Raw genomic sequence first — 26,672 nt, 5'->3', positions numbered from 1 at the left:
GCCCATGTCACATGAGGGGACAACACGCGCCCGGCCGGGATCACTTGAATCAGCGAGCGTGCGTGTTGTTCTCCCGCCGGGCGGCGCCGCCCGGCGCGGGAGGGGCGCACGGACACCCGCACCGGAGGCCGGGCACCGAAGGCCGGGTACCGGAGGTACGCCGCCCCCAGGAACACAACCCCCCGTTGTGGCCGACGGCTCCGCGGTTGTTTGATCCCGGGCCGCAAGGCTCGCTTTGATGCTCCTGCACCGCGGATCGGTGATGCGGCGTGAGGGGCGAGGGGGATATCAGGCATGAGGAGCGGGCACCGGCCGGGACATCGGCCCGGACACCGGCTGGGGCGGCGGTTCGGATGGCTCTGGGGAGCGTACGGGACCAGCGCGCTCGGCACCTGGCTCGCCTTCGGCGCGTTCCCGCTGATCGCCATCGAGGTGCTGGACGCCGGACCCGCCGAGGTCGCCGCCCTCTCCTCCGTGGCGGCCGCGGTGGGCGCGGCCGTGGCGGTGCCGCTCGGCCCGTGGGTGGAGTTCCGCCGCAAGCGGCCGGTGCTGATCGCGATGGACCTGGTGCGGTGCGCCGCGCTGCTGACGATCCCCGCCGCGTACGCGCTCGGCGTGCTCACCTTCCTTCAGCTCCTGCTGGTCTCGGTCGTCGTCGCGGCGGCCGACATCACCTTCCGCGCCGCCTCCGGCGCGTACCTGAAGACGCTGCTGCCGGCCGAGGACCTGCTCGTCGCCAACGCCCGGTTCGAGTCCACGGCCTGGACCACCACGATCATCGGACCGCCGCTGGGCGGCGCGGCGATCGGGCTCCTCGGTCCGTTGGCGACGGTGGTGGCCGACGCGGTCAGCTACCTGCTCTCGGCCCTGGGCATCCGCGCGATCGGCGGGCACGAGCCGCGGCCCGAGCGCCGGGAGGCGGCGCGCATGCGGGCCGGGGACCTGCTCGACGGCTGGCGGTACATCCTCGCCGACGCGACGCTTCGACCGCTGTTCTTCAACACCGCCGTGTTCAACGGCCTGGTGATGGCCGCCCAGCCGCTGCTGGCCGTCCTGATGCTCGGCGACCTCGGGTTCACACCCTGGCAGTACGGCCTCGCCTTCGCGGCGCCCTCGATCGGCGGGCTGCTCGGTTCGTGGCTGGCCCGCCCGCTCGTCACCCGGTTCGGACCGCACCAGGTCCTCGTCGTGGCCGGGGCGCTGCGCGCGGTCTGGCCCGTCGGCCTGGCCTTCCTGGGGCCGGGCACCGGAGGGCTGCTGCTGGTGATCGGCGTCGAGCTCGGACTCATCCTCTGCTGCGGGCTCTTCAACCCCGTCTGCGCCACCTACCGCCTCGAACGCACCGCGACCGACCGGGCCGCCCGCACCCTGTCCGCCTGGGCGGTGACGACCAAGGCCACGACCGCGCTCCTGACCGCCGTCTGGGGCGTCCTCGGCAGCCTGCTCGGCCCGCGTACGGCCATCGGCCTGGCCGGCGTCCTCCTCCTGGCGACCCCGCTGCTGCTGCCCCGCCGCACCGCGGCGTGCCCCCGCGCGGCTACCGATCGCCGCGCAGATACCGCGTGACCATATCCACCAGTTCGTTCTCGAACGTCTCGACCGGGACCTTCCGCGGGTCGGCCATGAGCCGGTGCGTATTCACCTCCACCGTGAACACGATCAACTCGGCCGCGGTGTCGAGGTCCTGTACGCGGACGTCCGGATGCCGGGAGAGAACGTCGCGGACCTGCTCGTTGCGTTTCTTTCCGTGCCGGTCGACCGTGTCGATGAGTTCCTGCGAGAGCGACGCCTCCTCCATCATGATCCGCAGCAGCTGCGGATCGTCGCGGTGGTTGTCGATCGCGTCGCGGACCAGCGCCCGCACCGTCGTCTCCAGGCTGCCGGCGGACAGATCGAGCTGGTCGGCCTGCGTCCACACACCGCGGTCGATGTGCCGGACCAGCAACTCGCCCAGGATGGCGTCCTTGTTCGGGTAGTACTGGTACAGCGAACCGATGGAAATACGCGCGTGTCCGGCGATCCGGTTGGTGGTGCCGGCGGCGTAGCCGTACTCGGCGAAAACGTGAGCAGCGGCGGTGAGGATGCGCTCGCGGGTGAGCTCGGCACGCACCTGGCGGGGCGTGCGACGTGGCTGAAGCCGACGGTCGGCTGACGGCATGGGGGAAGCCTCCTCGGGCGCGAAAAGCGAGTAGCCAGAGAGCTGAGCTATTGCTCACAATACTGCCATGAACTGCGAAAACACTGCCGCGCCCGATGCGGGTGGCGCCCCGTGAAGGAACCCTCCCGGCCGAGCGGAACTCTCGCGAAGCAACCACACCGGCCCGACACCCCGCGCCGGCTGACGACGGTGGACGAGGTCGAGGCGGTCGTCGGCCGCCCGGCGCCGGTGGTCATGCTCAAACAGATCAGCGGACTCGACGAGGGCTGCCGGACCGTCCTCGCCCGGTGTCCGATCGCGGCCTTCGGCCACCGGGACGCCGACGGCACCGCCAGGACGGCCTTCATCGGCGGTACGCCGGGGTTCGCCCGCGTCCACTCGCCGACGCGGATCTCGTTCTCCCTGCCCGGGCCCGGCGATCCGTACGGTCCCGTCTCGCTCTTCTTCCTCCTGCCGGGTGTCGGGGAGATCCTCCGCGTCAACGGCTCGGTGGCCGGGCGGAAGGGCGCGGAGACGACCGTCGATATCGAGGAGGCGTACGTGCACTGCGCGCAGGCCGTCCTCCGGTCCCGCCTGTGGCAGCCGCCCGCCCCGACCGCGCCGCCCGCCCCGGCCACCGCCGAACTCTCGGGAGACGGGCCCCTGCGCGGCCCCGGCGTCGCCGAGTTCCTGGCCACGGCACCGTTCCTCGCCCTGTCCACCTGGGACTCCTCCGGCGGCAGCGATACGAGTCCGCGCGGCGACCGGCAGGCGGTGGCACGGATCCTGGACAGCCGTACGCTCGTCATCCCGGACCGCAAGGGCAACAAGCGCGCCGACACCCTCCACAATCTGCTGCGGGACGACCGGCTCTCCCTCGCCGCGCTCGTCCCCGGTCGCAGCGGTGTGCTGCACGTCCGCGGCCGTGGCGCGATCACCGACGATCCCGCGCTGCTGGAGACGATGGCGCTGCGCGGGATGCCCCCGCACCTGGCACTCCTCATCGACGTCGAGCACGCCGAGGTGACCGGCAACGACGCCGTGGCGCGCGCACGGCTGTGGACTCCGGGAGCGCACCTGGACCGCGCCACCACGCCGGACCTGATGGCCATGGCGGGAGAACACCTCGCAGCCAACGCGTCGAAGGCCGAGGGCGGCCCACCCGCGTTCCTGCTCAAGGCCGTCGGGGCGATCCCGGGGATCGACCGGTTGCTGCGCCTGGTGATGAACCGCGCCTACCGCTCCGGACTGCGCAAGGAGGGGTACGAGGACACCGGAACCGGCCCGGGCGGCCGGCGCCGTGGCCTCCCGCGGCGCCGCCCCGCCGGCGACGGCGCACCGGAGACCCCCTTGCGGGAGGTACGCGTCGCCGAGGTGCGCCGGGAGACACCGAGTGCGGTCACCCTCGTACTGGAGGACGCCGACGGGAAGCCGCGGCCGTTCGCGTTCCGGCCCGGCCAGTTCTTCACGCTCGTCGCCGACATCGACGGCCGTCCGGTGCGGCGGGCCTACTCCGCCTCGTCGGCGCCCGGGGCGTCCCGGCTGGAGGTCACCGTAAAGCACGTCGCGGGCGGCCGGTTCTCCACCCACGTGCACCAAGGTCTTCGCGCGGGGGACCGCCTCGCGGTGCGCGGTCCGTCGGGGTCCTTCCACGCCGGCCCGCGGCCCCCGGGCGAGACCGTGCTCATCGCGGCGGGCAGCGGTGTGACGCCCATGATGAGCATGATCCGTACGCGGCTCGCCGTCCGTCCGGGCCGCGACCGGATCGCGCTGCTCTACAGCAGCCGCAGCGCGGAGGAGATCATCTTCGCCGACGAGCTGACCCGGCTGGCGAAGGACCGTCCCGACCGGCTCTCGGTCACCCACGTCCTGACCCGCACGGACGGCCGGCTCGACGCGGCCGGCGTGCGTCGCTGGGTCACCGGCCTGTCGCCGTCCCGGGACGCCCACTACTTCGTCTGCGGTCCCGAACCGCTGATGGACGCCGTCCAGGGCGTCCTGGCCGGGCTCGGGGTCCCGGACGGGGCGGTCCACCACGAGCGCTACGCCGGCGGGGCGGACACCGGGACCACGACGACCGTGCCGCAGCGGATGACCGTCGAGAAGGACGGGGAACCGGTCGGCACGGTGGTGGTCGAGCCCGGTCAGACGCTCCTCGCCGCGGGACTCGCCGCGGGGCTGCCGATGCCGCACTCCTGCACGGTGGGGAACTGCGGCGACTGCATGGTGCGGCTGCGCGGCGGAAAGGTCGCGCAGAACGGGCCGAACTGCCTGACACCACAGCAGAAAGCCGACGGCTACGTGCTGACGTGCGTGGGCTGCCCGCTGTCGGAGGTCACCCTCGACATCGCGGACCCGTGACCCCCGGCCGGCGGCACGAACAGCGCCCGGACGGTGTCGCTGGCCAGGTCGCGCAGCCAGGTGTGGGCGCGGTCGTCGTCGTAGCGCTGGGAGCACCACCTCATGACCAGCATCGGCATCCTGGGCACCGGCCGCGTCGGCGCCGACGCGGCCGGACACTCCGTCATCCTCGGCAGCCGGAACCCGAAGGAGAAGAACGCGGCGCCCGCCGGAGACCTCGACCCCGGCGTCTCCGCCGCCGACCGGCGTACGACCGCCCGTACCGCGGATGCCGTGATCAACGCGACGCCCGGGGACAGCGCCCTGGACCGCCTCACCGGCCTGCGCGCCGAACTCGCCGGAAAGATCCTCGTCGACGTCTCCAACGCCATCCGCGCAACCGACGACGGCCTGCCCGGCGACCTGTGCTACCCCGGCAGCAGCCTCGCCGAGCGACTCCAGGCCGCCCTTCCCGACACCCGTGTGGTCAAGACCCTCAACGCCATGTTGTTCATGGTCGTGACCGCCCCCGAAACACTGGCCACCCCACCCACCGTCTATGTCTCGGGCAATGACGGACCCGCGAAGCGGACCGTCACCGTGCTCGGCGACCTGGGCCGGCAGCCCGGATGGATCGAGGACCTCGGCGACATCACCACGGCCCGCGCCACCGAGGCCATGATCCTGGTGGTACCCCCCGTCCTGCGCCGACACGGTTTCCGGCCCTTCGCCGTCTCCCTCGCCCGCTGACCCAGGTCGCGCGGCCTCAGCCCTGGCCCCGGGTTCTACGCGTCCTTCGGCGCCGCCTGCTGCACGACCTCGAAGGACCACAGGGTGGATCCGCTCGCGGCCGGCTTGGGACGTTCACCGCTGTCCGCGCCAGCGCCCTGGTGAGCCGCCTTCATGGGGCCTTCCATCCAGGCCTGGAAGGACGCCTCGTCCCGCCACCGTGTGTAGACGAGGTACTGGTCGGTGCCTTCGACGGGGCGGAGGAGCTCGAACCACTCGAACCCGTCGGAGTTCTCGACGGCGTGGGCACGGGAGGCGAAGCGCTTCTCCAGCGTCTCGCGCTGCTCGGAGGGGACGGTCAGTACGTTGATCTTGACTACGCTCATGGACCCCATCCTGCCGCACGCCGGGCGGGAGGCGAGGAGCGGCTCGTGCGTACCGACGGGAACGCGGTGCTGTCATCGCCGACTTGGTATGGTGCGTGGGTTCACGCTCGGGAAGGTGTGACCGTGCTCAAGGGAGAGGGGGTCGGGCGACGTTGCAGGCGTCAGAGGCCTCGCGTGCGGCGGCCGCGGCCAGGTCGACCGCCTCGTCGCTCGGTCTGACCGCCGACGACGTGATCGTCCTCCATGACTCGAACAAGCTCACGCTGCGCCTGCTGCCGTGTGATGTCGTGGCCCGGGTGGCACCCGCGGCGGACCAGGTCGCGCGGTTCGAGGTCGAACTCGCTCAGCGGCTCGCAGCGTCCGGGTGTCCGGTGGCTGCTCTCGATCCCCGGGTGGAGCCGCGCGTCCACGAGCGTGACGGTTTCGTGATCACACTGTGGACCCACTACGCACCCGTGACCCGCGAGGTCTCACCGGCCGACTACGCCCACGCGCTTGAGCGGCTGCACGCCGGCATGCGCGGACTCGACGTCCCGACCCCGCACTTCACGGACCGGGTCGAGCAGGCTCAGCGACTCGTGGCCGACCGCGACCGCACTCCGGCGCTCGCCGACGCGGACCGGGAGCTGCTCGGCGACACGCTGCGGAACCTGGGACGAGCGATCGGCGAGCGCGGCGGCGCCGAGCAGTTGCTGCACGGCGAGCCGCACCCGGGCAACGTGCTCACCACGCGGAACGGCCCGCTGTTCATAGACTTCGAGACATGCTGCCGGGGGCCCGTCGAGTTCGACCTCGCCCATGCCCCCGAGGAAATCGGCGCGCACTATCCAGGCGTTGACCACGACCTGCTGCGCGAGTGCCGGATCCTCGTTCTGGCGATGATCACAACGTGGCGCTGGGACCGGGGGGACCAGTTCCCCGACGGGCGCCGGCTGGGCACGGAGTGGCTCGGCCAGATCCGGGCCGCACTCGATCGCAACGGTTGAGACCCTCGGGGCTGATGGCCTGGCCTGGAGGTTCTCCGGACGCCGGGACGGCCTCCGTCCGATCGGTGCGTGCCGGCGAGGCGCACCGATCAGGACGAAGGCCGTGATCAAGGCCGTGACCAAGAGGTCAGTTGGGGTTGCTCGCGTGCGTGAGCGTCGTCCAGGCGTTGAAGTAGTTGTCCGTGCCGGACGGCCGGTGTGCCTCGGTGTATTTCTGGGTGTTGGACATGGCGATGCCCAGGCGGTTGTTCAGGGCGTTGAAACCGACCTCCGTGACCTGTCCGAGCCCTGTGCTCACGGAGCCGCCGCACAGCCAGGACGGCACGGCGGTGCCGTTCTCGTACGAGGTGTGGAAGCCCAGCGCGTGGCGCAGCCGCTCCTGGATCTTCGGGTAGAGGTCCTGGCCCTGGATGCGGCTGGTCTCCGCGATGTCCGCGATGGAGGCGATGCCCCAGCCCGTGTGGCCGAAGTCGCGGCAGGTCTCCTGCGAGAGGCCGTCGGTGAAGGTGCTCTGCCCCTGCCAGTACTTGATGATCTCGGCGCTGGTGTCGATGCTGCTGCCCGCCGGTGGGTGGGGCAGGTCCCCGTCGCCGTTCACGTACACGTACGCCGGGACCCGGGCGAGGTAGGTGGCGACCGCCTTGTCGTAGGCGGCGCGGTCCTCGATGAAGACCGAGATGCCGATGGCCGCCTCGGTCATGACCAGTTCCCAGTTGCCGTTCTTGGTCGCCGCGCCGTTGATCACCTCGGGCAGGTACACGTCGCGCAGCATGGTGGCGAAGCGGTTGGCGTTGGGCCAGCCGCCGTCGTAGGTGTACTTGATGATCTCGGCGGCGCGCGGCCACGTCGACCCGGACCAGCCGCTCTGCAGCGGGGCGTTGCTGTTGGTGTGGTCCGTGATGGTCGCGGACCAGGCGTCCATGATCTCGATCGACTTCTTCGCGTACCGGCTGTCCCGGGTGAAGTACCAGGCGAGCGCGTCGGTGTAGGCCGCGATGGCGTCCTGACGCTCGTCGGTGCAACCGTAGTTGGGGTTGGACGACGAGCCGCACTCGACGACGGCCCGCGGCTTGGCGGTACGCGACAGCGAGGCGTACGAACTGGCCATCATGCCGTCGTACGCGGCCTTCCAGGGCTGCTGGCCGGCCTGCGCCTTGGACCGGGCGAAGTCGAGCTGGGCCCGGCTCACCAGCACACCGGGGTGGGTGAAGGCGGCGGGAGCGGCCGTCGCCCCCGGGGCGGGACCTGTGAGCTGGAGACTCAGCACTCCGGCCAGCAGGGCGAGCACGCTGAGCAGTGCGGTTCTGGTTCGTGTCATTCGACGATCCCTCGATTCACGAATGAGAACACAGTTCCTCAATACGGACGAGCTGGCCTGGACCATAGAGACGGTTCGTGGACATGTCAATGCATGCCGCAACTATTCCGGGAGAAGACGGATGCGGACGGGCGGGACGGGCCGACGGGCGGGCCGACGGACCGGCGGACCGGCCCCGGGAAGACGCTCGTACGATCGTCAGCGGGCGTCGCGGTCGTCCTGCGTGTGGTGATGGGCCCAGGGGTGCCGCAGCCGGATCCATACGTCCCTCGCCCGGCGGCCCGCCTCGGTCCTGCTGCGGGCCACCAGTTCCTGGGCTTGTTCCTCGCTCTCCACCATCGGCCCGGACCCCCTCAGCGGCTTGCCCGCCGTCTCGTGCAGGAAGAAGGTGGAGATCAGTCCGACGACCCCGGCTCCCATGAGGTAGTAGGCCGGGACCATCGTGCTGCCCGTCGCCTCGACCAGGCTGGAGACGACCAGCGGAGTGGTGCCGCCGAAGAGGGAGACGGAGATGTTGAAGGAGATCGACAGAGCCCCGTAACGCAGCCGGGTGGGAAAGAGCGCGGGCAGGGTCGAGGCGGACGTTCCGGCGAAACACACCAGCAGCAGGCCGAGGATCAGACAGCCGAGGGCGGGCAGCAGAATGCCACCGGCCCTGATGAGCAGGATCGCGGGCGCGGCGAGCGCGATGAGCGCGATACTGCCCGCCATGAACACGGGGCGGCGGCCCCAGCGGTCGGAGGTCCGGCCCACGGTGGTGACGGTGAGTACCACCACGATCATGGTGCCCAGGATCAGCAGTTGGGCGATGAGGGGGTCCTCGCCGAGGGTCTCCGTCATGAACGTCGGCAGGTAGGACGTCACCATGTAGTTCGTGACGTTGTAGAGCAGCACCAGCCCCATGCAGATCAGGACGGCTTCCCAGTGCCGGGTGAAGATCTCCTTGAGCCGTCCCTTGCCGGACTGCCGGGCGTCCTCGGTGGGGTCCTCCGCGCCGGACTGCCGCCTCGCCTGCTCGGCCTGCTCGGTCGCCTGCTGGAAGGCGGGGGTCTCCTCCAGCCGCAGCCGCATGTAGAGGCCGATGAGACCGAGCGGCCCGGCGACCAGGAACGGCAGCCGCCAGCCCCACTGCACCATGCCGTCGTTCCCGAGGAGGGCCGTCAGGAGGGTGACGAGGCCGGAGCCGAGCGAGTAGCCGACGAAGGTGCCGAAGTCGAGCCAGCTGCCGAGGAATCCGCGCCGTCTGTCGGGGGCGTACTCGGCGATGTAGGTGGTGGCACCCGCGTACTCGCCGCCGGTGGAGAAGCCCTGGACCAGGCGGCAGAGGAGCAGCAGGAGCGGCGCGGCCAGGCCGAGGGTGGCGTATCCGGGCAGCAGTCCCACGGCGAAGGTGCTGATCGCCATCATGATCATGGTGGCCGCGAGGACCCGCTTACGGCCGATACGGTCGCCGAGCGGGCCGAACACCAGCCCGCCCAGCGGGCGCACGAGGAAGGCCGCGGCGAAGGTGGCGAAGGTGGAGACCACCTGGGTCGCGGGCGAACTCGACGGGAAGAAGACCTTGCCGAGTGTGCCCGCCAGATAGGCGTACACACCGAAGTCGAACCACTCCATGGTGTTGCCGAGGGCCGCCGCGGACACCGCCCTGCGCACCTCGGGACGGTCGGTGACCGTCACGTCCTCGGCGCTGAGCGGCTGTTTGCTCCGGCGCAGCAGGATACGGAGCAGCCGGTCGGTGGCGGCGCTGCCCACCCCGCCCGGCCGACCGCCTCGCCGGGGTGGCCTCTTGCGGTGTCCCGTCCTCATGCCATCCCGTCCGCAGGGCCCATGTGTGGTGACGCATTATTCCCCTGCCGCTCCCTGCCCCCGGGAACGACGGCGGGGACCGCGTGTCCCACCCGGTCCGGTCGCGCCGAGGGCGGTCACAGTGCGGCGGTGGCGGCCCCGGCGTGTTCGGCGCGCGCGAGCGGCCGGGCGGGTCCGCCGGCGAGTTTGCGGACGAAGGCCGAGCGCAGCCTGTGGTACGGCGCCGTCGGGTCGAAGAAGATCCGGTGCATGCGGGCGAGTTCGTCGCGGCGGTGGTCGGCCAGGGGCCGGACGCTCTCGTCCCGCTCCCGCCGCGCCCGCTTGGCCGCGATCCGCTCCGGCAGATCGGCCGCAGTCGCCACCGCGGCGGCCATGCGCTCCACCTCGGCGGAGAAGTCGTACGGGGATACGGGGACCAGGCGGTCCACGAGGCCCATGCCGGCACCCGCGGAAGAACTGACCGGCAGCGCCTCCGTGGTGAGTCGCTCCGCCGTCCCGGGGCCGACCCGGCGGGGCAGTGAGTACGTCCAGTATTCGGACCCGTAGAGCCCCATCAGCCGGTAGTGCGGGTTCAGGACGGCGCCCGTGCGGCACCAGACCTCGTCGGCCGCCAGGGCGAGCATGGCCCCTCCCGCGGCCGCGTTGCCGCCGAGCGCGGCGATCACCAGCCGGTCCGTCGTGCGGAGCACCGCCTCGACCAGGTCGTCCATCGCGTTGATGTTCGCCCAGGACTCGGCGGACGGATCGGCCGCGGCCTCGATGGTGTTGAGGTGGATACCGTTCGAGAAGAAGTCGCGGGTGCCACCGAGCACCAGGACGCGGGTGGGCCGGGTCAGCGCGAACCGGTAGGCGGCGAGCAGCCGTCGGCACTGGTCCGTGCTCATGGCGCCGCCCGGGAAGCCGAAGTACAGAAAGCCCACGTCCTGGTGGTGCCGGTAGCGGATGTCCGCCCAGGTGCGCCGCCGCGGGGGGAGTTCCAGCGGCGAGGGCACCTCGGGCACCCTCGTGAGCCGCTCGCCCAGCACCAGGGCCGCGGGGAGCCTGAACGTCGCCGGACCACCTGGCCGCCGCCGGGGCCGGAGCTCGGGAATCCACACCGCCCCGTCGCACGTGGCCCGGCACACCGCGCCCGCACGGGTCGCGAGGACGTCCCCCGGGCGTCCGCGCAGCTGGTCCTCCGGGTGACCGCCGTGCAGGAAGAACTCGTCACCGAAGAACTCGTCCAGCACGCCCGGGCGCGAGTCGGCTCCGCGCAGCTTCCTCAGCACCGCCTCGGTGCTGTTCTGCCGCCAGTCGATCCGCCGGCGCTCCTGCCGGAAGACGTCCCGCCACACGATGTCCACCGAGTGATCGTCCTGGGCCAGGGGCTTGTACGAGCCGCCGGCGTACCGCTCGACGGCCAGCAGGACCGCCGCCACCGCCGCGTCGGACGCCTCGTTGCGGTACAGCTCGCTCTTGCCGACCGGCGCCACGTCGAACGGCACCGTCGCCCAGATGTCACCCGCGTCCATCCCCTCCTTGGCCTGGAGCACGGTCACACCCCACCGTGTCGCACCCGTGGCGATCGCCCAGTCGAGGGACGAGGGACCACGATCCCCGGGCGGGCCCGGATGGACGATCAGACAGGTATGGGCCGACCACACGTCTCTCGGGAGAGCGGTCCTGAGCATCGGGGCGATCACCAGCTCGGGCCGCGCCTCGCGCACGGCCTCGCGGACGGCGTCGTCCCCGTGCGTGGCCAGTACGACGTCCACGCGGTGAGCCCGGTCGGACAGTTCGGCGTACACCCGCTGGGACAGACTGTTGAAGGCGCTGGCGACGAGGAGGATGTTCATGGTGCACGATCCTCACCGCGCTTCCCCCGTGCCGGAGGAACCACGCCGGGCGCCGCGGCCGGGTTGCGCCGGACGGACGCCGCGGTGGCACTCGGTGTCAGCGCACCGGTGGCGGCCAGTTGAGGATCTTCTTGGGCCGTGGTGACGCGTAGGTGCGCACCTTGGAGGTGGACAGGCCGAGCCGGACGAGGGACTCGGCGACCGTCACGGCCGCGGTCACTCCGTCGACGACGGGGACCCCGGTACGTTCGACGACGCGTTCGGTGAGGCCGGCCATGCCGCCGCAGCCCAGGCAGACCACCTCCGCCCGGTCGTCCTCCACCGCACGGGCGGCCTGCTCGACGATGGCGTCCACGGCGGCCGCCTCGTCCCGTTCCAGATCGAGTACGGCGAGCCCGCTGGCGCGCACGGAGGCGCACCGGGCACTCAGACCGGCGGTACGGAGACGGTCCTCGATCAACGGGACCGTACGGTCGAGGCTCGTGACGACGGAGTAACTGCGGCCGAGGAACTGGGCGGTGCTCGCGGCCGCCTCGGTGATGTCGACCACCGGAACGTCGAGGAGTTCCTGCAGCCCTTCCCGGCCGTGTTCGCCGTACCCGGCCTGGATCACGGCGTCGAACGGCTCCGGGTGGGCGCGTACGGCTTCCATCACGGCGACGGCCGCGAGGTAGCTCTCGAAATTGCCCTCGACCGACTCCGCCCCGAACGCGGGAGTCAGCGGAACGATCTCGGTACCGGGTGATGCCGCACCGGCTGCCTGCTTGCCGATGGAGTCGGTGATGGACGCCGTGGTGTTGACGTTCACCACGAGGATGCGCATGGTTCGGCCTTCCGCTCGGTGGTTCATTCGGCGGCGACGGCGATGGACTCGCCGTCCACGTCCCGGAACAGCGAGGTGCGGTCGGCGATGACCGCGTACACCGTCGCGGCGAGGAGGGCGCCGATGAACCAGGAGAACCCGGCCACGGAGTGGAAGACGGGCGCCAGGGCCATGGTGACGGCGATCGCCGCGCTGGGGACGAAGGCCGCGACGGCCCGGGGGTTGTAGCCGCGGCGGTAGTGGTAATCGCCCTGTGCGTCCTCGGTGTAGAGGTCGGGCACGTTCACGCGGGACTTCCGCAGCAGCCAGTAGTCCGCCATGATCACACCGAACAGCGGTCCGAGCAGGGCGCCGAGCCCACCGAGGAAGTAGTTCACCACGACCGGGCTGTCGTAGAGGTTCCACGGCAGGATCGCCAGACCGATGACCGCGCTCACCAGGCCGGCCCGGCGGAAGTTCAGCCGGCGTGGGAAGAGGTCGATCAGCGCGTAGATCGGTGCCACGAAGTTGGCCAGCAGATTCACCGCGACCGTCAGGGCTATGAGCGCGAGCGAGGCCGTGGCCAGCAGGAACATGTTCGGGATCGTCCGGACGATGTCCGTGGGACTGGTGATGACGTGCCCGTCGAGCTTGAGCTGTGCCCCGCTGAGGACCACGACGATGACGGCGAAGAAGAGCATGTTCACCGGGATACCGGTCACGTTTCCGCGGACGATGGAGCTGCGGTCCTTGGCGGACCGGGTGAAATCGCAGAAGTTGAGCACGAACGTTCCGTAGATCACCACCCACAGCGCGGCGCCCTGCAGGATCTGCATCCACATCGCGCCGCCGATGAGCGGCTCGTCGATGGACAGCGAGATCGAGCCGTCGGCGCGGACGAACATCCAGACCGCGAGGGCACACATGGTGATCAGCGTGGTGGGCGCCGCGAAGGCCATGTACCGCCGGATCATCTGCATGCCGTAGCTCACGATGAGGACCTGGAGCATCCACAACGCGAGGAAGGTGATCCAGCCGAGCGTCGACTGGCCGAGCAGGGAGTTCCCGGCCAGGGTGCGAAGGCCGGGAAACATCGCGATGAGCAGCGCGCTCAGCACGGAGGAGGCGAGGTAGGTCTGGATGCCGAACCAGGCGATGGCGACAACGCCCCGGACGACAGCCGGAATCCTCGCCCCTTTGACACCGAACGCCATGCGGCCCATGACGGGGAAGGGGACGCCCGTCTTGTGCCCCATGAAGCCGGACAGTGTCAGCAGGAGGAAGAGCAGAATGGAGGCGAGTGTGAAGGCGGCCAGGATGCCCCACACGTTCAGCCCCAGGGCGAAGAGGCCGATGGCGAATGCGTAGTTTCCGAGGCTGTGCACATCATTGGCCCAGAGTGTGAAGACGTTGTAGGCGCCCCAGCGGCGCCCTTCCCGCTTCGTCGGAGCGAGATCGTAGGTGTAGAGGCCGGAACTCACACCGTTGCCGGTGTCCACGCGTGGTCGGTCAGCCGTAGCAGTCATACGGAGCTCCGGGGGAGAGGGAAGGCGGCACACTCTTGAAGTTTCCACAAAGTGGAAACTGTTTTCCGTGAAGGAGAACGTAGTTTTCGCCACCCCCACCGTCAAGGGCTCGGAAGCAGGGACTTCGAGCGGGGACTCGTCCGGGATTTCGGTCGCCCGCCGACAACCCCCTCGTCCCGGAGCAGGGTTGTGGAAGGCGGGAACGGCGGGCGATGGGTCGGGCCCGTAACCCCCTCCGAGGACCGGACCTCGGCGCGCGCTCTAGGCTGTGCTGAACCGGCCCTCACCGCTTACAGAAAGTCACTGTCATGAAGAACGAGCGGGAATTCTTTTCACCGGACACCATGCAGTGGCACGGCGGGCCACAGCCCGGAACCGTGGAGAGGATTCTGAGCAGGGACGAGGCCGATCCGGAGGTGCTGACCCGGCTGGTGCGGTGGGAACCCGGCCTCGACACCTCGCTCTCCGGAGTGATCCGGCACGAGTGGGTCGAGGAGGTCTATCTGCTCGAAGGCGACCTGCACGACCTGACCCTGGATCAGACCTTCCGCGCCGGAGAGTTCGCCTCCCGGCCCCCGGGCATGGAACACGGCCCGTACCGGACAACCGGAGGCTGCCTGATGCTGGAGATCCGCTACCGGCGATGAGTTCGGGCCGCGCGTCGGGTCCAACCTGGCATGACGCGCATCATCGCTGACATCTCGGTCTCCCTCGACGGCTTCGTCACCGGACCTGACCCCGGCCCGGCCAACGGTCTGGGCACCGGCGGCGAGGCCCTGCACACCTGGGCGTTCTCCGACGACCCGGACGACCGCCGGGTCCTGCGTGCGGGGACCGCCCGCTCGGGCGCCGTCGTCCTCGGCCGCCGGCTCTTCGACGTGGTCGACGGGCCGGACGGCTGGGACGACACGATCGGCTACGGCGCCGGCGAGGTCGGCAGGCCCGCGTTCGTCGTCGTGACGAGCTCACCGCCGGAGTCGGTGCGGCTCACCGGCCTCGACTGGACGTTCGTCACCACCGGTCTGCCGGACGCCGTCGCCGCCGCGCGCGAGCGCGCCGAGGCGGCGTCGTCGGAGAGCGGCAAGAACCTCGACGTCGTCCTCATGGGCGGCGGCGCCACGATCGCCTCGGCGCTCCACGCCGGGCTGGTCGACACGCTGTCCCTGCACCTGGCGCCGGTCGTGCTGGGCGCCGGGACGCCCCTGTTCACCGGTGGAGCGCCGCGCACACTGGTGCGGCGGAGCGTGACCCCGACATCGACCGCGACGCACCTGAGCTACGACATCCTCTGACGACGTCGTTACGTGACGGGCGGCGGCGGTCCGCCGAGGGCGCCTGGTGCGGGCAGCCGGGCCGTGGAGTCCGCGTACTTGAGGAGGAGGCGCGCGAATTCGAGCCGCTCGGCTTCCGGCCAGTCGCGGGTGATGTATTCGAATGCCTGCCGCTGCTGGTGGCGGAAGCGCTGGAGGAGTGCGATGCCTTCTTCGGTGAGGTGGAGCACGGTGCGGCGGCCGTCCTGCTGCGAGGCCGCGCGGGCCAGGTAGCCGTGGGAAATGCAATCGCTCACCATGCGGCTGGCCACCGACGGGTCCACCAGGAGGTGTTCGGCGAGTCCGCCGACCGTCATCTCCGTCTTCGCCTCGGTCGCCTCGTCGACGATGTTGAGGACCAGATTGCGCTTGAGGTCCTTGGGCCCCACCGGAGGGTCCACCGGGGCCTGCATGGTGCGCCGCCTCAGCCGGGCGAAGGCCGTGCCGACGGCATCCAGGAGGGCCTGGCCCTGCGGCATGGAGGCGTCCGTGTTGGTCACCCCCGCAGCCTAGCGCACGTATCTGCACACTCGCAGAAGCATGCGAATGTGCATGGAATTGCAAGTTGCATTAATGTGGCCGTCGCGGTGGGGAGAACTCGGCATCAGCGGAGCGGCGGGCCTGCCCGGAGAAGAGGGAGTCATGATCACAGCCATCATCAACGGCCGTGTGTTCGACGGCGAGCACGTGCTGGAGGACACCACCGTCGTGCTGAACGGCCCACGGATCGCCGCCCTCGGAGGTGAACCGCCCGCCGGGGCGGACATCGTCGACGCCAGGGGCGGAACGCTGCTGCCCGGTCTGTTCGACGCCCATGTCCACACCTCCGAAGAGGCACTCGCGCTGGCGCTGCGGTTCGGGATCACCACCGAACTGGAGATGCAGGGCATGAATACCAAGACCCGTCGCACGCACATCACGGAGAACGATTCCGTCGCCGATGTCCGCTCCGCGGGGTTCGGCATCACTCCTCCCGGCGGCCACCCCAGTGAACTCATGCCCAAGGACTTCAAACCGGCGGGTCACCGCGCACCGGACGACCGGGGCGATCGGCCCGGTCCCCGCGAGATGCCCCTGATGCCGTTCTCCACCACGCCGGAAGAAGCGGTCGCTTTCGTCCCCCGGCTCGTCGCGGCGGGCTCGGACTACATCAAATTCATGGTCGACGACGGTACGGTCGAAGGCCATCCCGGTCTGCCCATGCTCGACCAGGCAACCCTGAACGCCGGTGTCGCCGAGGCTCACCGGCACGGGATGCTCGCCATCGCCCACACCCTGACCGTCGACGCGACACGGATGGCGGTCGAGGCCGGCGTCGACGGCTTCGCCCATCTGTTCATGGACCGGCCGCACACCGACGAGATCATCGGCCTCATCGCCGCCTCCGGCGCGTTCGTCGTCCCCTGCGTCGTCCTGAACGCCTCCATGATGGGCATCACCGGCTCATCCCTCACCGAGGACCCACGCGTCGGTTCACGCCTGACCGAGGCATGGACGAACACCCTGAACAGCAGCTACGACCGCTACCCGCAGGGCAGGCTGGAGGATGTCCTGGCCTCGGTCAAAGCCCTGCACGACGCCGGCGTCGACCTGATGGCGGGCACCGACGCGGCCCCCCTGCCGCTGCCGTTCCTGGGCGGTGTGGTCCACGGCGCCAGCGTCCACCAAGAGCTCCAGTACCTCGTCCAGGCCGGCCTCGCCCCGGCCCAGGCCCTCCGCGCGGCGACGCTCACCCCGGCACGCCGCTTCGGCCTGGAGGACCGTGGCCGTATCGCCGAGGGCCTGCGGGCCGACCTGCTGCTCGTGGACGGCGACCCCACCACCACGATCAGCGACACCCTCAACCTGCGTGACGCGTGGCGCCGCGGCACCCGCACCACACTCTCCGCCTCGTAGAAACCCGCTCCCGGCGAACAACCGCTGCCCACCACGGGGAACGTGGCGGGCAGCGGTTGTTCGGCGAGGACTGAGCCCGTTGCGGGCCGGTGTGGCCGACCCGCAACGGGCTGTCCCGGAAGAGTCTGTCCCGGACGGGCCTGGTATCCCGGGGGCGGATCAGTCGGGCAGGCGGTCGAGGATCCACTCGCCGAGTTCGGCCGTCATTCCGGCGTGCGGATCATTGCTGCCGGAGAGCAGGTAGCCGTCGAGTTCGGACTGGTCCGGGGGCAGGGAGCCGATGTTGGTGTACAGGTCTTCCTGCTGGCCAGGTCGCGGATGGCGACCGCGCTCACCGAGGGCACGAAGCACACGGACCGGTGGGCCGTGTCCACGCTCTCGCCGGATGCGGTGAGAGCGTCACCGAGGATGCCGAACGATTCGAGGGTCCCGCCCGGCGCTCCGTCCAGTTCGGCCAGGCCGCTCGTGGTGATCGAGTGCGGGCCGCCGAGGACGCCGCTCAGTACGGCCGCCTCCGCGTCGCCCTGAGACTGGGCGAGGAAGTGCGTACCGTCGAAGAGCGGTCCGGCGCAGGTCAGCGCCTTCGCCCCGGCCCGCACACCCGTTGCCCACGCCGTCGCCGCGTCCGCTGGAGACCCCGAGCAGCATCGGGATACGCGGCCACGAACCGACCTGCTGGAGCCGCTCCTTGAACTCGGTGCGCAGCGGGCTCTCCTGTGGTGTGCCCTTGACGCCGTCCAGGTACCGAAACAGCATCTGCTGCGCGGCGGGGCTGCTGATCTGCCGCAGGTACGTGTCGTCGCCGGTCTGCGCGAGATAGTGCGCGAACGCCTGCAGCCCGATCGGCACCCACGCGCCCCGGTGCGGGCTGTCGAAGGACAGATGGACGCCGGTCCGGTGGTCCATGCGCTGCATTTCCATCTTCGCCAGCGCGTACCGGGTGACGAGGCCACCCATGCTGAACCCGCCGACGAGGAGCCGGGTGTCGCCGAGTTGCTCGGCGATGGTCCGCAGGATCGCGGCGGTCACCGTCTCGGCGTTCCGCAGGATCGACTCACTGTGCTCGTCGAACCCCACGAGGACCAGCGTGCGTGCCCGGCGCCGCAGTTCGCCGACGAACGGGTACTGCCCGTTCTTTAGCGCGTCCCGGAGCCGGCCGAAGTCGGTCGGGCCCGAGGTTGAACCCGTCGGCCAGAACGACCGGCCGGATCACGCCCTGCTGCCCCTCCCCGTAGTACACCCTGGCGCTGCCGCCCGGCAGCGCCACTCCTCGTCGGCGGCGGGCGCCTGGGGCGCTGCTGCTGTGCCTACCGGGGTCACGAGCCCGATCGCCCCGGCGGCTTTCCTGGCTGTCTCAGTCCTGCTGTCGGCCACTGACGTCCCTTTCCGTACCGCTGTAAAAGATCAAGGGACATGATCCACTCGTGAAGCCGGTAATTGCATGCATACCGCGTGTACTTCGCCATATCGGGTAGTTCCTCGCGTAGCGGGCGCTCATCGATGCCCTCACATGGTTCGCACCCACCAATCCATGGTGAAGTGTGGGCGTTGACCCTATCGGTGAGGCTTCGAGCGCTGCTTAGGGTGCGCACTATGACCGCCCCCACCACACCAGGTCCTTCTCCGCGTACGCCGGGCTCCCGCACCGCGGGCGGCAGCCCGGCCGCCAGTGGTCCCGCCACCGGCGGCATCGCCGCCGCTCCCGGCGGGTTCGCCTCCGTCGCGCTCGATCTTGAGGGCCGCGTCGCGCTGGTCACCGGTGCCGCGAGCGGCATCGGCCGCGCCTGCGCGCTGCGGCTCGCGGCGGCCGGAGCCAGGGTCAGAGCGGTGGACCGGGACGGTGAGGGGCTGGCGTCCCTGGCCGGGGAAGCGGAAGGAGCCGGGGCCGCGGGGGCCTTCGACACGCGGGTCCTCGACCTGACCGACCTGGACGCCGCGGAGACGGCGGCCGAGGGCGCGGACATCCTGGTCAACAACGCCGGGCTACAACTGGTCCGCCCCATCGAGGACTTTCCGCCCGATGTCTTCCACACCGTCCTCACCGTCATGCTGGAGGCGCCCTTCCGGCTGATCCGGGGCGCGCTTCCCCACATGTACGCCGAGGGATGGGGCCGGATCGTCAATGTCTCCTCCGTGCACGGGCTGCGCGCCTCCCCCTACAAGTCGGCCTATGTGGCCGCCAAACACGGTCTCGAAGGACTCTCCAAGACCGCAGCTCTGGAAGGCGCCTCGCACGGGGTCACCTCCAACTGCGTCAACCCCGGCTATGTGCGTACGCCACTGGTCGAGCAGCAGATCGCGGACCAGGCGCGGACGCACCGGATCCCTGAGGAGAGGGTCGTCGCGGAGGTCCTGCTCCAGGACTCCGCCCTGAAACGTCTCCTGGAACCGGACGAGGTCGCCGAGGCGGTCGCCTATCTCTGCACCCCGCAGGCGTCCTTCATCACGGGCACGTCCCTCACGCTCGACGGGGGCTGGACCGCGCATTAGATCCGGTCCGGCGGATCCCTCCGCTCCCTCCCATCCCTCCGCTCCCTCCGCGCCCGCGCCGCCGGGTACGTACGCTCGCCTCGTCGCCGGAGCCACGTTCTCCGCATCGCTTCCGTTGTCCACAGGCCGGCGCGGCCGGCCGAATGACAGGTCATGCTGTGTCCATGTCCCAGCCGCAGCCCAACTCCCATGTCACCCACCACGATCAGGTCTCCTACCTGGAACTCCTCGCACGCGGCGCGGCGGCGGAGGCGTACGACCGGCCCGCGCTGCTGGCCCGCGCGGACGGCGGGGGTCCGGAGACGCTGGCCGCACTGGAGCACGCCAAGCGGCTCGCCCTGAGGGTACGGGCCGAGCTGGCGGAGCGGCGGCGCCGGGAGGCCGAGCTGTCGGCCCTCTTCGAGACCGCGCACGACCTCGCCGGACTGCGCGATCTCGACGCCGTGCTCCGGGCCATCGTCCAGCGCGCGCGCTCCCTGCTCGGTACCGAGGTCGCCTATCTGTGCCTGAACGACCCGGCCGCGGGCGACACGTACATGAGAGTCACCGAGGGGTCGGTGGCGGCCCGCTTCCAGCAGCTGCGGCTCGGGATGGGGGAGGGGCTCGGCGGGCTCGTCGCCCAGACCGCGCGGCCGTACGTCACCGACAGCTATTTCGACGACCCGCGTTTCCGGCACACCGCGGCCATCGACTCCGGCGTACGCGACGAGGGGCTGGTCGCCATCCTCGGTGTGCCGCTGATGCTCGGCAGTCAGGTCATCGGGGTGCTCTTCGCCGCGGACCGCCACGCCCGGGTCTTCGAGCGCGAACAGATCTCACTGCTGGGTTCGTTCGCGGCCCATGCGGCGGTCGCCATCGACACCGCGAATCTGCTCGGGGAGACCCGCTCGGCGCTCGCGGAACTGGAGAGGGCCAACGAGATCATCAAGGAACACAGCGCGGCCATCGAGCGTGCCTCGGACGTGCACGACCGGCTGACCGAACTGGTCCTGGGCGGAGGCGGTGTCCATGACGTGGCGAGTGCCCTCTCCGAAGTGCTCGACGGCACGGTCGAGTTCGCCGGGCCGGACTCCCCTTCCGTGACCGCGCTGGACCTGACCGGCACCGAAGGCCGTGCCACCCGCCACGGCGAGGTCTGGGGAGCCGCGGTCTGGGCAGGCGGCGAACTGCTCGGCGCGCTCGTCCTGCGCGGTCATCCCGGTCTCGACTCCGTCGACCAGCGCACCCTGGAGCGTGCCGCCATGGTCACCTCGCTGCTGCTGCTGGCCCGTCGCTCCGCCGGCGAGGCCGAGCAGCGGGTGCGGGGCGAGCTGTTGGACGACCTCCTCGACGCTCCCGACCGCGACCCCCGCCTGCTGCGCGAGCGGGCCGCCCGGCTCCCCGCGGACCTCGACGCGCCGCATGTGGTGCTGGCCGCCCGGATCGACGGCCCCGCCCCCGGCACGTCCGGAGCCACGGAACGGGAGACGGCCGACCGGCGCAGGCTGTGGTCGGCCGCGTCCCATCTCGCCGCCACCGGACAGGGACTGGCCGCCACGCGTGACGGAGGCACCGTCCTCCTCCTGCCGCTCGCCCCTGACGACACCGCCGCCGGTCTCGCCCGCCGTACGGCCAAGCAACTCGGCGGGGCCCTGCGCGAGCCCGTCACCGTAGGAGCCTCCGCCGCCGTCGCGTCACCCGCCGCGCGGCCGGGCGCGATAGCAGAGGCCTACGCGGAGGCCCGGCGGTGCCTCGACGCGCTCGGGCTGCTCGGCCGCTCGGGCGACGGCGCCGCCGCCCAGGACCTCGGTTTTCTCGGACTGCTGCTCGCCGACGCCCGGGACATCGAGGGTTTCGTGCATCGCACGATCGGCGAAGTCATCGCCTACGACCTGCGTCGCTCCACCGACCTGGTCCGCACCATGAGGGCCTACTTCGCGTCCGGGATGAGCCCGGCCCGTACGAAGGACGCACTGCACGTCCACGTCAACACGGTCGCCCAGCGTCTGGAACGCGTCGCCCGGCTGCTCGGCGCGGACTGGCAGTCACCGGCCCGGGCCCTGGAGATTCAACTGGCCCTGCGGCTGCACGCCATGTCCGACGCCGTCATCCGCTGAACGGCGAACGGTGATGGTGGACGGTGAACGCGCAGTTCACCGTCCATCATCCACCGGCCGTCGGCCGCTTCAGGCGCTGGAAGTACGGGAGTCGGCGTCGGCCTGTTGCCGTGGCGCGGGCGCTCCCGGCCGCGCGGTGTCCGCGTCGACGTCCGTCAGATCGCGGTGCCGGGTCTCCCGCGCACACGCGATGGCGACGACAGTGATCAGCGCGGCGGCGATGACGTACAGGGCGATCGGCGTAGAGCTGTCGTATTCGGCGAGCAGCGCCGTCGCGATCAGCGGCGCCGGCGCACCTGCCGCGACGGAGGAGAACTGCGCGCCGATCGACGCGCCCGAGTAGCGCATCCGGGTCGCGAACATCTCCGAGAAGAAGGCCGCCTGCGGTGCGTACATCGCACCGTGCAGCACCAGTCCGACGGTGACGGCAAGGATCAGATTGCCGAATCCCGCGCTGTCGATCAGGGCGAAGAACGGGAACATCCAGGCCCCGACCCCGACCGCGCCGATCACATACACGGGCCTGCGGCCGATACGGTCCGACAGCGCGCCCCACGCGGGAATGACCGCGAAGTGGACGGCGGAGGCGATGAGTACGGCGTTGAGGGCGGTCTGTTTGCTCAGCCCCGCCGAGTTCGTCGCGTACACCAGGATGAACGCGGTGATCACGTAGTAGCTGATGTTCTCCGCCATGCGCGCGCCCATGGCCACCAGCACGTCCCGCCAGTGGTGCCGCAACACGGCGACCAGCGGCATCTTCTCGGCCTCCGCCTCGGCCCCGCCGGCCGCGGCCCTGCGCTCTGCGGCCTGGGCCAACGCGGCCTTGAAGACCGGGGATTCGTCGACGGAGAGCCGGATCCACAGGCCGACGATCACCAGAACACCGGAGAGCAGGAACGGTATGCGCCACCCCCACGCGACGAACTGGTCCTCCGAGAGCAGTGCGGTCAGCGCCGACAGCACCCCGGTGGCGAGCAACTGCCCCGCCGGAGCCCCGGTCTGCGGCCACGAGGCCCAGAACCCACGCCGCTCGGCGTCCCCGTGCTCCGACACCAGCAGCACGGCCCCGCCCCACTCACCACCGAGTGCGAACCCCTGGATCAGCCGCAGCACGGTCAACAGCACGGGAGCGGCCGTACCGAGGGTGGCGTGCGTGGGCAGCAGCCCGATGACGAACGTCGCCCCGCCCATCATCAACAGACTGAGAACCAACAGCTTCTTGCGCCCGATCCGGTCCCCGTAGTGGCCGAACACCAACGCCCCGAGCGGCCGGGCGGCGAACCCCACGGCATAGGTGAGAAACGACAGCAGTGTTCCGACGAGCGGATCGGAGTCGGGGAAGAACAGCTTGTTGAACACCAGGGCCGCTGCGGATCCGTACAGGAAGAAGTCGTACCACTCGATGGTGGTGCCGATGAGGCTGGCGGCGACGATGCGCTTCAGGTTGGCGGGTGTCGGGGGAGCAGATGCTGCGGAGGCCATGTGCGCCACTTCCTGGTGTGAGGTGGGGACGGGTACGTGTCGGCACACGGTAGAAACACGCAGGTCAGGCGCACATGTGGTGGGGCAACACAGTTCGAGGGTCAGCTATGCGCGCAGTCACCATGACGGCTTACGGAAGGGCGGTTCAGGGCTCGAAGGCGGTCGAAACGAGTGCTGTCCAGGACGCGCAGTTCGGGCTGATTTGGCGGTACGGTGCTGACTCCCGTGCTGACTACGCTCCGTTGAAGTAGGACATCTTGGGGCTGATCGGCTCAGGGCTGTTGCGTGGTGGCGACCTGACCGCGAGGCCGACCCTGCTTTGTCGCCCGGCTCTGCGGCACGGACGAGGGGTTGCGCCTGCGCGTGGTGTGCGTTCGTCCCAGCAGATTCTTCGTCTGCTGGTGGTGCAGGGCTGGCGTGCAGGTTGACCTGCTTAAATGCCCGAACTGGACCTGGATGATGGCTGCTCGGTCCGTGCATGGTCCGGATCTTGGTCCGCGCTCTGGGCTTGGACGAGGATCCAGGGGGCGCGGACAGCTCCGCTTGCAGAGCGGCTTCGTGTAGGGGCCCAAGACCGCCGAGTGGGTCTGGGGCGAAGTGGCTGGGCTGTGGGCTTTACGTACCCCCGAGTTTTCGGTGTGCTGATGGCCCCGAGACTTCAGTCGGCACTTCAGTGGACGGCTCTGGCATCATGAGTGGTGATGGCGACAGGCGACGGTCCAGGAATGGCAAAGCGCCTCTGAAGCCGCAGGTCAGGAAGAGTGCTTCCCGCGCGAGGGGGGCAACGCCCTGCCGCGACATGGTGAACGGACGTTCCCCGCCGGACGTCCAGGGCGTGCCAATCAGCCGGGCGCGGCCCGTGGCACCTCGCCCGGGTCTCTCTGCAACAGGCCCGGTTGGCCGCCAGGAAGAACGGCAGCGAGGTCCGTGCCCCGCGCCGGCGCCGCCTGACCACCGGGAAGCGGGACGGGCGCGAGCCCTCCGGGCCCGGCGCGGTGCTGGCCGGGCTGATGACCGACCGGGCCTGGGAATTCCCCTCCGCGGGCGGCCGCGTCCTCAATGCCTGGCCCGACCTCGCCGCGGCCGTCGCCCCGCAGTTGCCCGCGCACGTCGCGGCCGCCGCCTTCCCCCCGGAGACCGGGCAACTGGACCTGCGCCCGGACTCACCCAGCTCCGCCTCATCACCACCCGGATCGTCACCACCGCGAACAGCACGATCGGTACCGAAGCGGTCCGCAGCGTTCACGTCCTGCCCGTCGGCACGACCGCCCTCGCGCCTGTACAACCGACACGGCCCCGACGGCCGCACCCGCGCCCACCGGCCCGGCGGCGGCCAGACAGCCAGCGTACGAGGGTTACCGCCGCGCGCTCGCCGCCCACCGGGCCGTCGCCCTCTGCTGATCACCAGCCGGTGATGCGTTCCCAGGTGGACTGGACAGCGGGTGCGGGGGCTGTGGGGTGGGTGCTGTCGATGACGTGATAGCCGCGGTGCTGGGCGGCGGTGGCGCACGCGTGGTTGGGCAGGATGCGCAGCCGGGTGCCGACCGGCAGGTCGGGCAGGTCGGCGCCGTCGCGGGCGGTGAGGGTGCCGTGCTCCTGGCTCGCCGCGCTCATGACCAGGTTCGGGATCGGGTCACCCGCCAGATCGAGGACCAGGCCGTAGCCCTGGTCCGTCGGCTGGTTCGCGGTGCCGCGGTCCCGGGACATGGCCATCCAGCCGCCGTCGGTCACGATCCAGCCGTACTCGGGGCGGTGCCCGATGACGGTCACGACCACCGACAGGGCGAGATCCTCCACACGGCAGACGCCCAGGCCGGCCATGACGAGGTCGAAGAAGACGTAGTTTCCGGCGCGCAGTTCGGTGACGCCGGTGAGGTTCTCGGCCGCGTGGGCGGTCGGTGTGGAGCCGACGCTGACCGTGCTGACGGGCAGCCCGGCGGCGCGCAGCCGCTCCGCTGCCGCGACCGCGGTGTCGCGTTCGTTCTCGGCTGCCTGCCGCTGGTCTTCCGGGGCGTAGGCGAAGTAGGACTCACCCGCGTGGGTCAGGACGCCGTCGAGGCAGCCGGCCTCGTGCAGGATGCGGCCGATGCCGACGAGTCCGGGGGCATCGGCCTTGAGGCCGCCGCGGTGGCCGTCGCAGTCGATCTCGATCTGCGCCGGGACGACGAGACCCGCTTCGCGGGCGGTACCGGCGACGAAGACGGCCTGTTCGCGGCTGTCGAGCAGGACGCGCAGGGTGACGCCGCGGCGCAGGAGGGCAATGACCCGGGGCAGCTTGTGCGGGTCGATGCCGACGGCGTACGTGATGTCGGTGTAACCGCCGTCGGCGAACGCCTCGGCCTCGGCGAGGGTGGAGACGGTGACCGGACCCGTGGTACCGCCGTGCATCAGGGCGGCGACGTCGCGGCTCTTGGCCGTTTTCATGTGCGGCCGGAGAGCGACGCCGAGCCGGTCGGCCCGCGCTGCCAGCCGGTCGATGTTGCGCAGGACCTTGTGCACGTCGACGACGGCGAACGGGGTGTCGGGGTCGGCCAGCGTTGTCACGGCATCCGGGGGCGGGGTGGTGTTCACAGGGTTACGTCCATTTTCTTGAGGAGGGCCAGGCCCAGGTAGAGGTCCTGCAGACCGATCCCGGAGCTGTCGAAGACTGTGATGTCGTCGTTGGCGTCCCGCCCCGGGGCGCGCCCGGTGAGGACAGTGCCGAGCGCGGTGAGCACAGTGTCCTGTGGGGCGTGCTGGCTCTCGCCCATGCGCCGGGCCTGCTCAGGAAGATCGCAGAAGACGTGGGCTCGGGCGAACAGTTCGGGCGGGAGTTCCCGCTTGCCGGGGGCGTCGGCGCCCATGCAGGAGATGTGGGTGCCGGGGCGGACCCACCGGGCTTCGAACAGCGGCGGCGTGTCGGCCCGGGCGGTGGTGGCGGTGACGATGACGTCGGCCCGTGCGCAGGCTTCCTCGGCGCCGATGGTCTGCGCGTCGTGGCCTTCCGCTGCCAACTGCGCGGCCAGCCGGCCGGAGCGGTCCTTGTCCCGTCCCACGACCAGCACCGTGCTGATGGGCCGTACGCGGCTGACGGCCCGGACCTCGTAGGCGGCCTGGTGACCGGTGCCGAAAACGGCCAGGGTGGCGGAGCCGGTGCGGGCAAGGAGGTCGACGGCCAGGGCATCGGCGGCGGCGGTCCGATAGGCGTTGGCGGTGCCGGCCTCCAGGACTGCCGCGATCCTGCCGATGGTCTGGTCGAACAGCAGCAGGGTGGAGTGGTGCCGGGGCAGACCCTGCGCCGGGTTGTCCGGCCAGAAGGTGCCGATCTTCACGCCCGCGTGGGTCGCGGAGGCGGACGGCTTGAGGCTGAACCGATTACGCGGGTCGGATCCGTGCACGACAAGGCTGGGGAGAGCGGCGGCTTCCACGGTGGCGGCGAACGCGGCGCGGGCCGCGTCGAGGGCGAGGGACTCGTCCACCAGCACGGCGGTCTGTTCTTCGGTCATGTACAGCAGGCCGTGCGCTCCCGGCTTCGGGTCCGCGTACGGCACGGG

Annotated in this window: 22 protein-coding genes; 9 read left to right on the top strand and 13 right to left on the bottom strand. The window is 70.7% G+C overall.

The window, feature by feature from the left end; translation table 11 throughout:
- Window positions 1–294: 294 nt before the first annotated feature.
- Complete coding sequence (locus ACFXKG_RS13065; RefSeq protein WP_384836652.1) at window positions 295–1,566, top strand: MFS transporter; 1,272 nt, start codon at window positions 295–297, stop codon at window positions 1,564–1,566.
- Here ACFXKG_RS13065 and ACFXKG_RS13060 read toward each other — a convergent pair.
- The gene (locus ACFXKG_RS13060) at window positions 1,538–2,158 is read right to left on the bottom strand and encodes a TetR/AcrR family transcriptional regulator (RefSeq protein WP_384836649.1); all 621 of its coding nucleotides are present in this window, start codon (window positions 2,156–2,158) and stop codon (window positions 1,538–1,540) included. The two genes, ACFXKG_RS13065 and ACFXKG_RS13060, sit on opposite strands and share 29 nt — an antisense overlap.
- A gap of 111 nt (window positions 2,159–2,269) precedes the next feature.
- Here ACFXKG_RS13060 and ACFXKG_RS13055 point away from each other — a divergent pair, with 111 nt between their 5' ends.
- Both ACFXKG_RS13055 and ACFXKG_RS13050 read left to right on the top strand, forming a co-directional pair.
- Complete coding sequence (locus ACFXKG_RS13055; RefSeq protein WP_384836646.1) at window positions 2,270–4,498, top strand: 2Fe-2S iron-sulfur cluster-binding protein; 2,229 nt, start codon at window positions 2,270–2,272, stop codon at window positions 4,496–4,498.
- A 102-nt stretch (window positions 4,499–4,600) separates the two neighbouring features.
- Window positions 4,601–5,227: an NADPH-dependent F420 reductase gene (locus tag ACFXKG_RS13050; protein ID WP_384836644.1), complete on the top strand. Its 627-nt coding sequence runs from the start codon at window positions 4,601–4,603 to the stop codon at window positions 5,225–5,227.
- Window positions 5,228–5,262: 35 nt separating this feature from the next.
- Here the strand turns inward: ACFXKG_RS13050 and ACFXKG_RS13045 are convergent, their stop codons facing one another.
- The gene (locus tag ACFXKG_RS13045; RefSeq protein WP_384836641.1) at window positions 5,263–5,592 is read right to left on the bottom strand and encodes an antibiotic biosynthesis monooxygenase family protein; all 330 of its coding nucleotides are present in this window, start codon (window positions 5,590–5,592) and stop codon (window positions 5,263–5,265) included.
- A gap of 152 nt (window positions 5,593–5,744) precedes the next feature.
- Here ACFXKG_RS13045 and ACFXKG_RS13040 point away from each other — a divergent pair, with 152 nt between their 5' ends.
- Window positions 5,745–6,578, top strand: a complete 834-nt coding sequence (locus ACFXKG_RS13040) for a phosphotransferase enzyme family protein (protein WP_384836638.1) — start codon at window positions 5,745–5,747, stop codon at window positions 6,576–6,578.
- Window positions 6,579–6,705: 127 nt separating this feature from the next.
- On the opposite strand, the gene ACFXKG_RS13035 is transcribed toward ACFXKG_RS13040, so the two are convergent.
- From ACFXKG_RS13035 to ACFXKG_RS13015, 5 genes are all read right to left on the bottom strand, one after another.
- Window positions 6,706–7,896: an alginate lyase family protein gene (locus tag ACFXKG_RS13035; RefSeq protein ID WP_384836635.1), complete on the bottom strand. Its 1,191-nt coding sequence runs from the start codon at window positions 7,894–7,896 to the stop codon at window positions 6,706–6,708.
- A gap of 198 nt (window positions 7,897–8,094) precedes the next feature.
- Entirely contained in the window at window positions 8,095–9,624 is a 1,530-nt protein-coding gene (proP, locus tag ACFXKG_RS13030) for a glycine betaine/L-proline transporter ProP (RefSeq protein ID WP_384837026.1), read from the bottom strand.
- A 194-nt stretch (window positions 9,625–9,818) separates the two neighbouring features.
- Window positions 9,819–11,537: an enoyl-CoA hydratase-related protein gene (locus ACFXKG_RS13025; protein ID WP_384836632.1), complete on the bottom strand. Its 1,719-nt coding sequence runs from the start codon at window positions 11,535–11,537 to the stop codon at window positions 9,819–9,821.
- Between the two features lie 97 nt (window positions 11,538–11,634).
- Window positions 11,635–12,360, bottom strand: a complete 726-nt coding sequence (locus tag ACFXKG_RS13020) for an aspartate/glutamate racemase family protein (protein WP_384836629.1) — start codon at window positions 12,358–12,360, stop codon at window positions 11,635–11,637.
- A gap of 23 nt (window positions 12,361–12,383) precedes the next feature.
- A complete protein-coding gene (locus ACFXKG_RS13015) occupies window positions 12,384–13,865 on the bottom strand; it encodes an NCS1 family nucleobase:cation symporter-1 (RefSeq protein WP_384836626.1) in 1,482 nt (493 codons plus the stop codon).
- Window positions 13,866–14,173: 308 nt separating this feature from the next.
- Here ACFXKG_RS13015 and ACFXKG_RS13010 point away from each other — a divergent pair, with 308 nt between their 5' ends.
- Together ACFXKG_RS13010 and ACFXKG_RS13005 are read left to right on the top strand one after the other, a co-directional pair.
- Complete coding sequence (locus tag ACFXKG_RS13010; protein WP_384836623.1) at window positions 14,174–14,512, top strand: cupin domain-containing protein; 339 nt, start codon at window positions 14,174–14,176, stop codon at window positions 14,510–14,512.
- Window positions 14,513–14,542: 30 nt separating this feature from the next.
- Window positions 14,543–15,157 (top strand): dihydrofolate reductase family protein, encoded by a 615-nt coding sequence (locus ACFXKG_RS13005; RefSeq protein WP_384836620.1) that lies wholly within the window; start codon window positions 14,543–14,545, stop codon window positions 15,155–15,157.
- Window positions 15,158–15,165: 8 nt separating this feature from the next.
- Here ACFXKG_RS13005 and ACFXKG_RS13000 read toward each other — a convergent pair whose 3' ends face one another.
- Window positions 15,166–15,675: a MarR family winged helix-turn-helix transcriptional regulator gene (locus tag ACFXKG_RS13000; protein WP_384836617.1), complete on the bottom strand. Its 510-nt coding sequence runs from the start codon at window positions 15,673–15,675 to the stop codon at window positions 15,166–15,168.
- A 142-nt stretch (window positions 15,676–15,817) separates the two neighbouring features.
- On the opposite strand from ACFXKG_RS13000, the gene ACFXKG_RS12995 reads away from it, so the two are divergent.
- Complete coding sequence (locus tag ACFXKG_RS12995; RefSeq protein ID WP_384836613.1) at window positions 15,818–17,071, top strand: amidohydrolase family protein; 1,254 nt, start codon at window positions 15,818–15,820, stop codon at window positions 17,069–17,071.
- A gap of 159 nt (window positions 17,072–17,230) precedes the next feature.
- Here the strand turns inward: ACFXKG_RS12995 and ACFXKG_RS12990 are convergent, their stop codons facing one another.
- Together ACFXKG_RS12990 and ACFXKG_RS12985 are read right to left on the bottom strand one after the other, a co-directional pair.
- Window positions 17,231–17,422 carry a hypothetical protein gene (locus ACFXKG_RS12990; RefSeq protein WP_384836610.1) on the bottom strand — a complete coding sequence of 64 codons (192 nt, stop codon included), beginning with the start codon at window positions 17,420–17,422 and terminating at the stop codon, window positions 17,231–17,233.
- 48 nt (window positions 17,423–17,470) lie between these two features.
- Window positions 17,471–18,148: a hypothetical protein gene (locus tag ACFXKG_RS12985; RefSeq protein ID WP_384836607.1), complete on the bottom strand. Its 678-nt coding sequence runs from the start codon at window positions 18,146–18,148 to the stop codon at window positions 17,471–17,473.
- Window positions 18,149–18,664: 516 nt separating this feature from the next.
- On the opposite strand from ACFXKG_RS12985, the gene ACFXKG_RS12980 reads away from it, so the two are divergent.
- A complete protein-coding gene (locus tag ACFXKG_RS12980) occupies window positions 18,665–19,561 on the top strand; it encodes a 3-hydroxybutyrate dehydrogenase (RefSeq protein ID WP_384836604.1) in 897 nt (298 codons plus the stop codon).
- 164 nt (window positions 19,562–19,725) lie between these two features.
- Entirely contained in the window at window positions 19,726–21,657 is a 1,932-nt protein-coding gene (locus ACFXKG_RS12975; RefSeq protein WP_384836601.1) for a helix-turn-helix domain-containing protein, read from the top strand.
- Between the two features lie 69 nt (window positions 21,658–21,726).
- On the opposite strand, the gene ACFXKG_RS12970 is transcribed toward ACFXKG_RS12975, so the two are convergent.
- From ACFXKG_RS12970 to ACFXKG_RS12960, 3 genes are all read right to left on the bottom strand, one after another.
- On the bottom strand, window positions 21,727–23,139 hold the full coding sequence (locus tag ACFXKG_RS12970) for an MFS transporter (RefSeq protein WP_384836599.1): 1,413 nt from the start codon (window positions 23,137–23,139) through the stop codon (window positions 21,727–21,729).
- A gap of 1,401 nt (window positions 23,140–24,540) precedes the next feature.
- Entirely contained in the window at window positions 24,541–25,710 is a 1,170-nt protein-coding gene (locus ACFXKG_RS12965; RefSeq protein ID WP_384836597.1) for a DSD1 family PLP-dependent enzyme, read from the bottom strand.
- The gene (locus ACFXKG_RS12960) at window positions 25,707–26,624 is read right to left on the bottom strand and encodes an ornithine cyclodeaminase family protein (protein ID WP_384836594.1); all 918 of its coding nucleotides are present in this window, start codon (window positions 26,622–26,624) and stop codon (window positions 25,707–25,709) included. Before ACFXKG_RS12960 ends, ACFXKG_RS12965 begins: the two co-directional genes overlap by 4 nt.
- Window positions 26,625–26,672: the final 48 nt, after the last annotated feature.

This window comes from Streptomyces sp. NPDC059255 (genome assembly GCF_042752355.1).
In the GTDB taxonomy this organism is placed as follows: domain Bacteria; phylum Actinomycetota; class Actinomycetes; order Streptomycetales; family Streptomycetaceae; genus Streptomyces.
Note: the sequence above shows the minus strand (reverse complement) of the source record. Positions and strands in the feature narration are given on the sequence as shown.

Excerpts from the sequence above, each read along its gene's own strand:
- ACFXKG_RS13035 (WP_384836635.1), bottom strand. The coding sequence starts at position 7,896 with ATGACACGAACCAGAACCGCACTGCTCAGCGTGCTCGCCCTGCTGGCC.
- ACFXKG_RS13060 (WP_384836649.1), bottom strand. The coding sequence starts at position 2,158 with ATGCCGTCAGCCGACCGTCGGCTTCAGCCACGTCGCACGCCCCGCCAG.
- ACFXKG_RS12995 (WP_384836613.1), top strand. The coding sequence starts at position 15,818 with ATGATCACAGCCATCATCAACGGCCGTGTGTTCGACGGCGAGCACGTG.
- ACFXKG_RS13010 (WP_384836623.1), top strand. The coding sequence starts at position 14,174 with ATGAAGAACGAGCGGGAATTCTTTTCACCGGACACCATGCAGTGGCAC.
- ACFXKG_RS12980 (WP_384836604.1), top strand. The coding sequence starts at position 18,665 with ATGACCGCCCCCACCACACCAGGTCCTTCTCCGCGTACGCCGGGCTCC.
- ACFXKG_RS13015 (WP_384836626.1), bottom strand. The coding sequence starts at position 13,865 with ATGACTGCTACGGCTGACCGACCACGCGTGGACACCGGCAACGGTGTG.
- ACFXKG_RS12970 (WP_384836599.1), bottom strand. The coding sequence starts at position 23,139 with ATGGCCTCCGCAGCATCTGCTCCCCCGACACCCGCCAACCTGAAGCGC.
- ACFXKG_RS13025 (WP_384836632.1), bottom strand. The coding sequence starts at position 11,537 with ATGAACATCCTCCTCGTCGCCAGCGCCTTCAACAGTCTGTCCCAGCGG.
- ACFXKG_RS13045 (WP_384836641.1), bottom strand. The coding sequence starts at position 5,592 with ATGAGCGTAGTCAAGATCAACGTACTGACCGTCCCCTCCGAGCAGCGC.
- ACFXKG_RS13065 (WP_384836652.1), top strand. The coding sequence starts at position 295 with ATGAGGAGCGGGCACCGGCCGGGACATCGGCCCGGACACCGGCTGGGG.
- ACFXKG_RS13050 (WP_384836644.1), top strand. The coding sequence starts at position 4,601 with ATGACCAGCATCGGCATCCTGGGCACCGGCCGCGTCGGCGCCGACGCG.
- ACFXKG_RS12975 (WP_384836601.1), top strand. The coding sequence starts at position 19,726 with ATGTCCCAGCCGCAGCCCAACTCCCATGTCACCCACCACGATCAGGTC.
- ACFXKG_RS12960 (WP_384836594.1), bottom strand. The coding sequence starts at position 26,624 with ATGACCGAAGAACAGACCGCCGTGCTGGTGGACGAGTCCCTCGCCCTC.
- ACFXKG_RS13020 (WP_384836629.1), bottom strand. The coding sequence starts at position 12,360 with ATGCGCATCCTCGTGGTGAACGTCAACACCACGGCGTCCATCACCGAC.
- ACFXKG_RS13005 (WP_384836620.1), top strand. The coding sequence starts at position 14,543 with ATGACGCGCATCATCGCTGACATCTCGGTCTCCCTCGACGGCTTCGTC.